9 protein-coding genes are annotated in these 10,478 nt (G+C 69.1%); all 9 read left to right on the top strand.

Features of this window, described 5'->3' with window-relative positions:
* Positions 1–680 (top strand): hypothetical protein (locus VGL40_07695; protein ID HEY3315142.1); only part of this gene is annotated, 680 nt, incomplete at its 5' end.
* A 12-nt stretch (positions 681–692) separates the two neighbouring features.
* On the top strand, positions 693–1,961 hold the full coding sequence (locus VGL40_07690; protein HEY3315141.1) for a YgeY family selenium metabolism-linked hydrolase: 1,269 nt from the start codon (positions 693–695) through the stop codon (positions 1,959–1,961).
* 8 nt (positions 1,962–1,969) lie between these two features.
* Positions 1,970–2,950, top strand: a complete 981-nt coding sequence (locus VGL40_07685) for an ornithine carbamoyltransferase (GenBank protein ID HEY3315140.1) — start codon at positions 1,970–1,972, stop codon at positions 2,948–2,950.
* A 35-nt stretch (positions 2,951–2,985) separates the two neighbouring features.
* The gene (gene hydA, locus VGL40_07680; protein ID HEY3315139.1) at positions 2,986–4,401 is read left to right on the top strand and encodes a dihydropyrimidinase; all 1,416 of its coding nucleotides are present in this window, start codon (positions 2,986–2,988) and stop codon (positions 4,399–4,401) included.
* Positions 4,386–6,071 (top strand): adenine deaminase, encoded by a 1,686-nt coding sequence (gene ade / locus VGL40_07675; GenBank protein HEY3315138.1) that lies wholly within the window; start codon positions 4,386–4,388, stop codon positions 6,069–6,071. The genes hydA and ade overlap by 16 nt, the downstream gene beginning before the upstream one ends.
* 69 nt (positions 6,072–6,140) lie before the next feature.
* A complete protein-coding gene (locus VGL40_07670; GenBank protein HEY3315137.1) occupies positions 6,141–6,674 on the top strand; it encodes a (2Fe-2S)-binding protein in 534 nt (177 codons plus the stop codon).
* Positions 6,671–8,935, top strand: a complete 2,265-nt coding sequence (locus tag VGL40_07665; GenBank protein ID HEY3315136.1) for a xanthine dehydrogenase family protein molybdopterin-binding subunit — start codon at positions 6,671–6,673, stop codon at positions 8,933–8,935. Before VGL40_07670 ends, VGL40_07665 begins: the two co-directional genes overlap by 4 nt.
* On the top strand, positions 8,932–9,864 hold the full coding sequence (locus VGL40_07660) for a xanthine dehydrogenase family protein subunit M (protein HEY3315135.1): 933 nt from the start codon (positions 8,932–8,934) through the stop codon (positions 9,862–9,864). The genes VGL40_07665 and VGL40_07660 overlap by 4 nt, the downstream gene beginning before the upstream one ends.
* Positions 9,861–10,478: amidohydrolase family protein (locus VGL40_07655; GenBank protein ID HEY3315134.1), on the top strand; the 618-nt coding region annotated here is incomplete at its 3' end. The genes VGL40_07660 and VGL40_07655, both read left to right, overlap by 4 nt.

Below are 10,478 nucleotides of genomic sequence, written 5' to 3'. Positions count from 1 at the left end.
ACGGCAACGGCTACGGTAACGGGTCGGCCGACACCGCCTCGTCCATCAGGCTTCAGCGGCTGCGCCTGAAGGCCTACGATCTCCTGCTATCACAGGTTGAGGAGTTCGACGGCCAACTGATCGACTCGGGGGGCCACGACTTCCAGTTCTTTGCCACCCGGGCCCGCTTCGAGAAGGCCACCGGCTTCTACGGACACTTCCCATTAGTCGACAAGCTGGGACCGGCCGGCCTGGCGATGAGCTTCGGGGTCGGCCTCGGGGCCACGGCCGGCGAGGCCGGCGACAACGCCAAGGCGGCCCTCGACGAAGCTCTGCGGCGGGGGGTCAACAACTGCTTCGTGATGACTGAGGACCGGCGGCTCATCGGACCGCTGGGCCATGACTCTCTGGCCTATGGAGTCCGCAACACCGACCCCGCCCTCTTGGAGATGGCCGAGGAGATGGGCACGGCGGTGGCCTCGCTGCAGCGGGTGATGGCCGCCCTGGACGAGTTGCCGGGCGAGTTCACCGCCCGGGACCTGGCCCAGCGACTGCACATCGGCCTCCGCACCGCCCATCGGGTGATCAAGAAGCTGCTCGACCGGGCCCACGTCGTCGAGGTGGGGCAGGAGAGCGCGGGGACGCGCGGGCGGCCGCGGCGGGTCTTCCGGCGGGCCGAGGCCAGGAATTCACAGTCTTAGGAGGAGTCGCACTTGCTCGAGCAGGAGATCCTTCACCGGGCGGAAGGCCACCGCGCCGAGGTCGCCCAGTTCCTGCGGGACCTGATCGCCATCCCCAGCTTCAGTTGCCAGGAGGGGCCGGTGGTCGAGCGGATCCTGGCCGAAATGCGCCAGGTCGGGTTCGACGAGGTCCACCGTGATACCGTCGGCAACGCCGTCGGCCGGGTTGGCCATGGGCCCACGGTGATCATGTACGATGCCCACGTCGACACGGTCGGCCTCGGCGACCAGTCGGCCTGGGCCTACGACCCCTTCAAGGGGAAGGTCGAGGACGGCAAGATCTTCGGCCTCGGGGCGGTCGATGAGAAGCCGGCCGTCGCCGGCATGGTCTATGCCGGGAAGATCATCAAGGAGCTCGGGCTGGACCAGGACTACACGCTCTATGTGGTCGGGACGGTCCAGGAGGAGGATTCGGACGGCCTGGCCGCCGGCAGGTTCGTCGAGGAGATGGCCGCGAAAGGGCAGAAACCGGCCGTGGCCGTCCTCGGCGAGCCGACCGACCTGGCCATCTACCGCGGCCATCGGGGCCGCTGCGAGATCAAGGTCGTCGTCAAGGGCCGGGCCTGCCACGGCAGCGCCCCTGAGCGCGGGGTCAATGCCGTCTACAAGATGGGCGAGGTCCTGAGGGGCATCCAGGAACTGGCCTCAGAGCTGAAGGACGACGCGTTCCTAGGACAGGGGACCATCGCCGTGACCAAGATCGAGTCCAAGTCGGGTTCGCTCTGCGTCGTCCCCGATGAGTGCACGATCTGCCTTGATCGCCGGATGACCTGGGGGGAGACGCCCGAGTCGTCCCTCGAGGAACTGCGGCGCCTGCCCGCGACCGAGGCCACCCCGCCCAGGGATGGGCTCCCCGGGCTGCCGGCGGCCGAGGTCTCGCTGCTGGATTACGACACCAGGAGCCACACGGGCTGTCCGACCAGGCAGCCCAAGGAGTACCGGACCTGGGTCACGCCGGAGGACCACCCGGCCGTGACCGCCGGGGTCAAAGCGGCCGAGGCCCTCTTTGGGACCAAGCCGTCCGTGGGCAAGTGGGTCTTCAGCACCGACGGGGTGACCGTGGCCGGCGTGCACGGCGTGCCGACCATCGGCTACGCCCCCGGCAACGAGGTCCTCGCCCACACCGTTCGGGAATGGGTCAAGATCGACGATCTGGTCAAGGCGGCGGCGTGGTACGCCCTCTTCCCGACGTCGGCCACGGCGGCGTTGAAGGACCCGGCGCAAGGAGGGACCAAGGCGTGAGCAGAGCGATGTTGCGGGGCCGGAACTACATCACCGACATGGACTTCGACGACCAGGAACTGAAGCATGTCTTCGAGACGGCCGACGACCTCAAGCGTCGGTTCGCCCTGGGCGAGAAGACCAAGTGGCTCGAGGACAAGACCCTCTTCATGATCTTCTTTGACAACTCGACCCGGACCCGGAACTCCTTCGAAGCGGGGATGACCCAGCTCGGCGGGCACGCCCACGACCTGACCCCCGACAAGCTCCAAATCTCCCACGGTGAGAACGCCAAGGACACCGCCTGCGTCCTCAGCCGTTACGGGCATGGGTTGGCCATCCGGCACACGGTCCTCGGCGAAGGCAACAAGTACCTCAACGACGTGGCCAAACACTCCCGGGTCCCGGTCTTCAACATGCAGTGCGACATCTATCACCCGTTCCAGATCTTGGCCGACATGATGACCATCCGGGAGTACTTCGGGACGAACCTGCGGGGCCGGAAGATCGTCGTCTCGTGGACCTCGGCCCCGGCCTACGTTCGGCCGATCTCGGTCCCGCAAAGCCTGATCCTGATGGCCCCGCGCCTCGGGCTCGACGTCACCCTGGCTCACCCTCCGGAGTTCGAGCTGATGCCGGACATTGTCAAACAGGCTAAGGAGAACGCCAGGAAGGCCGGCTCGAAGTTCGAGATCGTCCACGACATGGACGAGGCCTTCAAGGGCGCCCACGTGGTTTACCCGAAGAGCTGGGGTCCTCTGGTGACGACGAAGAGCAAAGAAGAGGGCCTCGCCCTGATCAAGAAGTACCCCGGCTGGTGCTGCGACGCCAGGCGGATGAAGCTGGCCGCGCCGGAAGCCATCTACATGCATCCGCTACCGGCCGACCGTAACGTCGAGGTCACCGACGAGGTCATCGACGGGCCGCAGTCGGTCGTCTACGACCAGGCCGAGAACCGACTCCACGTCCAGAAGGCGGTCATGGCCCTGACCATGGGCGGCCGGCCCTAGCCGCCAAACGTTGGGCCGGCGAGGGGGGCGAGCGGATGAAGCCTTTCGACTTGGTGGTTAGGGGCGGGACGGTCGTCGGGCCGGAGGGCCGCCGCCGGGCCGACGTCGGGATCATCGGCGGGAAGATCGCCGCGGTGGTCGAGGTGGGGAGCGTGGGCCCGGATGGGCTCGGCGAGCGGGACGGCCTCGGCGCCCGTGAAGTCGTCGACGCCGGCGGCCGGCTCGTGTTCCCCGGGGCCATCGACGCCCACGTCCACTTCGGCCTGGGTTCAGGTGACGCGGCCACGGCCGACGACTTCGAGTCCGGCTCGATCTCGGCGGCCTGCGGCGGGGTAACCACCTTCATCGACTTCGCCACGCCTGAGCCAGGGCAGAGCGCCGGCGCCGCCCTGTCGGCCCGGATGGCCCAGGCGGCCGGTCGGGCGGCCATCGACTACGGACTGCACGGGGTGATCGTCCAGCCGGGCCACGTCGACGAAGCCGGCGAGCTGGCCGTGCGCGGGGTCTCCAGCTTCAAGCTCTACCTGACTTACCGGACCCGCGGCCTGATGGCCTCAGACGAGACCCTGTCGCGTCTCCTCTCCGAGACGACCAGGATTGGCGGGCTCGGCGGGGTCCATGCCGAGGACAACGAGACAATCGAGGCCACCCAGGCCAAGTTCCAGCGGGGCGCCCGGACGACCATGGCCGACTTCGCCGCCAGCCGGCCGGTCAGGGCCGAGAGCGAGGCTATCGCCCGGGCCTGCCGTCTGGCCGACGCGGCCTCGGCCCCGCTTTACGTCTTTCATCTATCGACCGCGGCCGGCCTGGCCGAGATCAAGCGGGCCCGCGCGGCGGGCGGCACGGTCTTCGCCGAGACCTGTCCGCACTACCTGCTCTTGACGGACGAGGGCTACAATCGTCCCGACGGCTATAGGTTCTTGATGAACCCACCCCTCCGGGGCGAGGCGGACCGGGCGGCCCTCTGGGCGGCCCTGGCCGACGGAAGCGTCCAGGTCGTCTCGAGCGACCACTGCCCGTTCAACGAGGGGCAGAAGGCCGCAGCCGCCCGCTCCTTCGTCGGCGCTCCGGCCGGCATCGGCGGGACCGAGCTGATCCTGGCGACCCTCTTGACCGGCGCCGCCCAGGGGCGGCTCAGCCTCGAACGGGTGGTCGAGCTGACGGCAGCCAACCCGGCCCGGCTCTTCGGACTCTGGCCCCGCAAGGGGAGGGTGGCCCCGGGGAGCGACGCCGACCTGGCCATTGTCGACCCGGATGGGGAATGGACGGTGGCCCGCGGCGAGCTTCATTCGCGTTGCGACCACACGGTCTTCGAAGGACTCAAGGCCCGGGGACGGGTGACGATGACGATCGCCCGGGGACGGCTGATCTATCGGGACGGGCAATTCCTCGGTCGTCCCGGTGCCGGCCGCTTCCTCGAACGGAGGGGTCCGCTTTGCACCTCGATCTAGTCGGAGTCGGTCTGGAAGAGCGCCGTCCGGAGATCGTCTTCAGGAACGCCCGCCTGGTCAACGTGTTCACCGGGGAGATTCTGAAGACCGACTTCGCCGTCGAGGACGGCTATGTCATCGGCCCCGGCGACTACCACGGGCTCAAGGAAGTCGACCTGCGCGGGCGGATCGTCTGCCCCGGGCTGATTGACGGGCACGTCCACCTCGAGAGCTCGATGGTCACGCCGGCCCAGTTCGCCAGGGCCGTAGTCCCGCTGGGGACGACCGCCGTCGTCGCCGACCCGCACGAGATCGCCAACGTCGGCGGGGTGGCCGGGGTCCACTACATGCTGGGGGCCACCGAACACCTGCCGATGCGGGTCCACATCATGCTCCCGTCCTGTGTCCCGGCGACCAACCTGGAGACCAGCGGGGCCCGGCTCACCGCCGCCGACCTGGTGGCCCTCCGCACTTACACCCGCGTCCTCGGGCTGGGTGAGGTGATGGACGTGCCGGCCGTCCTCGGGCGGCGGCCGGACATGGTCGCCAAGCTCGAAGCCCTGAGCGACGCGGTTGTCGACGGGCATGCCCCGGGTCTGGGCGGCAAGGAGCTGAACGCTTACATCCTGGCCGGCATCGGCTCGGACCACGAGTCGACCACCGCCGAGGAGGGGCTGGAGAAACTGCGCCGCGGCATGCATCTGATGATCAGGGAGGGGTCGGTGACCAAGAACCTCAAGGCCCTGCTGCCCCTGGTCAACGAGAAGACCTCGCGCCGCTGCTTCTTTGTGACCGACGACCGCCACCCGAAGGACCTCCTCGACGAAGGCCACATCAACTACCTCTTGCGCCTGGCGGTGGGGGAGGGGCTGGACCCGGTGACGGCCATCCAGATGGCCACCATCAACACGGCCGAGTACTTCGGCCTGGGCGAACTGGGGGCGGTCGCCCCCGGCTACCGGGCCGACTTCCTCGTCCTCGAAGACCTGGAGGGCTTCCGGCCGCTGCAGGTCTATCACGATGGGCGGCTGGTGGCCGACCGCGGCAAGCTGGTCGTCGACATCCCCGACTACCGCGACCAGCTGGTCACGGACACCGTCCGGATGGCCGAGCCCAGGCCGGAGCAACTGGGTGTCCCGGCCAGGGGAGCGGAGGCCGACGTCATCGGCCTGATCCCCGGTCAGATTGTCACCAAGCACCTTAAGGTCAAGGCCCCCGTGCGCGACGGCTGCTTCGTCGCCGACCCCGCGGCCGACCTGGTCAAGCTGGCCGTGGTCGAGCGGCACCGGGCCACCGGCAACGTCGGTGTCGGCCTGATCTCTGGCTTCGGCCTGAGGGAGGGGGCCCTGGCGACCTCGGTCGCCCACGACTCGCACAACATCGTCGTCGCCGGAGCCGGCGATGACGACATGCTCCTGGCCGTCGTCGCCGTGGCCGAGATGGGCGGCGGCCTGGCCGTGGTCTCGGGCGGCCGGATCCTGGGGACGATGGCCCTGCCCATCGCCGGCCTGATGTCGTTGAAGCCGGTGGAGGAGGTCGAGGCGGCCCTTTCCCGCCTCCGGCGCCTGGCCTTCAAGCTCGGCGTCAAGGAGGACTACGACCCCTTCATGACCCTTTCGTTCCTGGCCCTGCCGGTCGTCCCAGAGTTGAAGTTGACCGATCTCGGTCTCGTGGAAGTCAAGCCTTCGTGACGGCTCTTTGACCACGCGTCGGACCATCCATCGACCAATCGACTCTGACCTTTTGGGAGGCGGATGAACCTGAAAGAGGTGGACATCGAACTCTTCGTCAACGGGAAGTCGTACCGCCTGCGAGTGAGCACGGGCCTGAGCCTTTTGGAAGTCATTCGCGACCAGCTGGGCCTGACCGGGACCAAGGAGGGTTGCGCGGCCGGTGACTGCGGCACGTGTACGGTGATCATCGACGGCGAGGCCGTCAACTCCTGCATGATCCTGGCTTTCCAGGCCGACGGACGCCACATCACCACCGTCGAGGGGCTGGCCGAAGACGGCCGGTTGCATCCCCTCCAGGAATCCTTCATCAAGCACGGCGCCGTCCAGTGTGGCTACTGCACCCCGGGGATGTTGATGTCGGCCAAGGCCCTCCTCGACAAGAACCCCGACCCCGATCGGCGGACCATCCGCGAGGCCATGGCCGGCAACCTCTGCCGGTGCACCGGCTATTACCAGATCATTGAGGCCGTGGAGGACGCCGCCCGGACGATGGTCGCGACCAGGGCGACCGCGGCCGCGGGGGCCGAGGCGTCGACGGCGAAGGCGGGTGAGGGGCGGTGAGCGGACACAGCGCCTCCGGCCATTCGGCGGGGGCCGAAGTCGTCGGGCGTTCGGTCCTCCGGATCGATGCCCTCGAGAAGGTCACCGGCCAGGCCAAGTACCCGGGCGACTTCGCGATGCCGGGGATGCGCCACGCCAAGGTGGTTTGGGCCGGCGAACCGCACGCCAAGATCGCCGGCATCGACACGGCCGCGGCGGCCGCCCTGCCGGGCGTGGTCGCCGTCCTCACCAGCCGGGACGTTCCGCACAATGAATACGGCTTGATCGACTCGGACCAGCAGGTCCTGGCCGACGGCCTCGTCCGCTGGACGGGCGAAGCCGTGGCCGTCGTCGTCGCCGACACCGAGGACCTCGCCGCCGAGGCGGCCGGCCTGGTCAGGGTGACCTACGAGCCCCTGCCCCTGGTCCTCGATCCGATCAAGGCCATGGCCCCGGATGCCCCGGTGCTCCATTCGCGGCTGGGGACCAATGTCTTGGGCCGGTGGAAAATCCGCCACGGCGACGCCGACCGGGCCCTGGCCGAGGCCGATCTGGTCATCGAGTCGGAGTACCGGGTGCCCCTGGTCGAGCATGCCTACCTCCAGCCCGAGGCCGGCCTGGGCTGGATCGACGAGGAGGGCCGGGTGGCCCTGGTGGTCGCCGGGCAATGGCCGCATGACGACGTCCGGCAGATCGCCCACGCCCTCGGGCTGAGGCGCAATCAGGTCCGGGAGGTCGTCCCCTACATGGGTGGCGCCTTCGGCGGGCGGGAAGACGTCTCGCTGCAGATCATCGTCGCCCTGGCGGCCTGGAAGACCCGCGGGCCGGTGAAGATGGTCTGGACCCGCGAGGAGTCGGTCCGCTGCCACGGCAAGCGCCACGCGATGATCATGCGCTACCGGTGGGGAGCCAAGGGCGGTCGGCTGACCGCCGCCAAGATCGAGGTCATCGCCGACGCCGGGGCCTACTCGTCGTCCTCAAAGGCCGTCGTCCCCGGGGCCCTTTCGGTGGCCACCGGGCCGTACGACATCCCCAACGTCTCGGTGGACGCCTGCGTCGTCCACACCAACAACCCGCCGACCATGGCCATGCGCGGCTTCGGGACGGCCCAGCCGCCGGTGGCCTATGAGCAGCACATCGACAAGTTCGCCCGGGCCCTCGGGGAGGACCCGATCTCCTTCCGCCTGCGCCACCTATGGGACGAGGGCTCGATCCAACCCACCGGGGGTCCGGTCCCGCCGGCGGTGGCGGTCAAGGAGACCTTACGCCGCGCGGCTTTGGCGGCCGGCTGGAAGTCGGTCGGCGGAAGCTGGGTCAAGCCCGAGTTGCCGGCGATGGCCGATGGACGGCGCCGCGGCGTCGGCGTGGCCACGGCCTTCAAGAACATCGGCTACAGCTTCGGGTTCAAGGACCGCTCGACGGCCAGGGTCCTCCTGACCGTCGACGAGAAGGGCCATCCGGTTTCGGCCGAGCTGTTCACGGCCGCCACCGAGGTGGGGATGGGGGTTCACACCGTCCTCGTCCAGATCGCCGCTCAGGAGCTGAAGCTGCCGATTGAGGCGATCAAGTACAACACCGTCGATACCAGCCTGACCCCCGACGCCGGCAGCGCCTCGGCCTCGCGGCACACCTACATCTCGGGTAAGGCCGTGCAGGAAGCCTGCCGGCAGGCCGAATTCAAACGGGAGAACTTGGTCCGCGACTACTCCGGCCAGGTCGCGCCGGAGGCGCGGGTGGTGGAAGCCGAATTCACCTTCAACACCCAGGACGTCCGGCCGACGAGCGACCTCGACCCCGAGACCGGGGCCGGCAACCCGCACATCAGTTACGGATACATCACCCAGATCGTCGAGGTGGCCGTCGACCAGGCCACCGGGTCGGTGGCCGTCGAGCGGGTATTCACCGCCGTCGACGTCGGCAAGGTGATGAACCCGCTGATGGTCGAGGGACAGGTCGGCGGCGGGCTGATCATGGGTCTCGGCTACGCGGTCATGGAGGAGTTCAAACTCCGCGATAACGGGCGAGTCTGGACCCGCAACTTCAGCGAGTACCTCATCCCAACCGTCCTCGACATGCCGCCGGAGCTGACGACGGTCAATGTGGAGCGGCCCGACCCGGTCGGACCATACGGGGCCAAGGGCATCGGCGAGCACGTCATGCTCCCGACCGCTCCGGCCGTGGCCAACGCCATCCGCGACGCCGTCGGGGCCGACCTGGATCAGCTCCCGGCCGGCCCGGAACGGGTCTGGCGGGCCCTCAACGGACAGGGGGGGTCAAAGTGAAGCCGATCGAATTACACATCGCCACCAGCCTGCCGGACGCCCTCCAGTTCCTGGCCCAGCATGGGCAGGAGACGGCCGTCCTGGCCGGCGGGACCGACCTCCATCTCCGCATCCGCAGCGGCCGCGAGAACCCGCCCCGCGTGCTCGACATCTCGCGGCTGGATGAGTTGCGAGGGATTGGACTCGAGCCGGCCGGCGCCGCGGTTGCCACGGCGGGCGCCAACGGCGAGCCGACCGTCCGCCTCGGCGCCCTGGTCACCCACGCCCGGGCGGCGGCCTCACCAGACGTTCTGAGGCACGTCCCACTCCTGGCCGAGGGGTGCTTGACCGTCGGTTCCCCGCAGATAAGGAACCTCGGGACCGTGGGCGGCAACTGCATCACCGGCTCCCGGGCCGGCGACTCCCTCCCGGCCCTGATGGCCCTGGATGCCGAGCTGGTCCTCCGGTCGACCGCCGGCGAACGCCGGGTGAAGATGACCCAGTTCTTTGTCGGGGCCCGTACGGCCGACCGGCGCCGGGATGAGCTCTTGACGCACATCCTCATCCCCGGCCAGTCGCCGACGGAGCGATCGGGCTACATCAAGTTCGCCCAGCGGAAGGCGATGGCCATCTCGGTGGCCAGCGTGGCCATGCGTCTGGAGATGGAACCGGGCGACCCCCGCCGGTGCCGCCGCGCGGCCGTCGCCCTGGGCAACCTGCACCAATCGGTCATCCGGGCGCGGGGGGTCGAGGCAGCCCTGATCGGGCAGGTCATCGACGAGGCGACCATCGACCGAGCGGCCGGGGCGGCCGCCGGTGAGGTGGCCCCGCGGGACGACGTCCGGGCCTCGGCCGAGTACCGGCTGGCGATGGTCAGGGCGCTGGTGCGGCAGGCCATCGAGCGCCTCACCGCGCCGGAGGCGGCCTACACGGGGGTGTCCGCGCGTTGAGCCTGCTCATCAAGAACGCGTCCTGGGTGATCACCCTCGACGACGCCGGCCGGCGCCTCAAGAACGCCGACATCGCCATCGACGGGCCGGCCATCACGGCCATCGGAACCGGCCTCGGGGAGGCCGCCGCGGCTTCCGGTCGGACCTTCGACGAAGTCATCGACGCCCGCGGGATGGTCGTCATCCCCGGGCTCGTCAACACCCACCACCACCTCTACCAGACCCTCACCCGGAACATCCCGGCCACCCAGGACATCCCGCTCTTTCCCTGGCTGGTCCGGCTCTACGAGGTCTGGCGGGAGCTCGATGAGGCGGCGGTCGAGGCGGGGGCCCTGGTCGGCTTGGGCGAACTGCTCCGGACCGGCTGCACGACCTCGTCCGATCACCACTACGTCTTTCCGGCCGGGGCTTCGGGACGGTTGATTGACGCCCAGATTCACGCGGCCGCGACCCTGGGGATCCGCTTCCATCCCTGCCGGGGAAGCATGTCCCTGGGGCGCAGCGCCGGCGGGCTGCCCCCGGACGAGGTCATCCAGCCGGCCGGAGTCATTCTGGACGACAGCCGCCGGTTGGCCGAGGCCTATCACGATCGGTCCCGCTTCGCCATGTGCCGA

Source organism: Bacillota bacterium, from assembly GCA_036504675.1.
Lineage (GTDB): Bacteria > Bacillota > Sulfobacillia > JAJYWN01 > JAJZPE01 > DASXUT01.
This window is presented reverse-complemented; position numbering and strand designations above follow the sequence as displayed.

Excerpts from the sequence above, each read along its gene's own strand:
- VGL40_07685 (HEY3315140.1), top strand. The coding sequence starts at position 1,970 with ATGTTGCGGGGCCGGAACTACATCACCGACATGGACTTCGACGACCAG.
- hydA (HEY3315139.1), top strand. The coding sequence starts at position 2,986 with ATGAAGCCTTTCGACTTGGTGGTTAGGGGCGGGACGGTCGTCGGGCCG.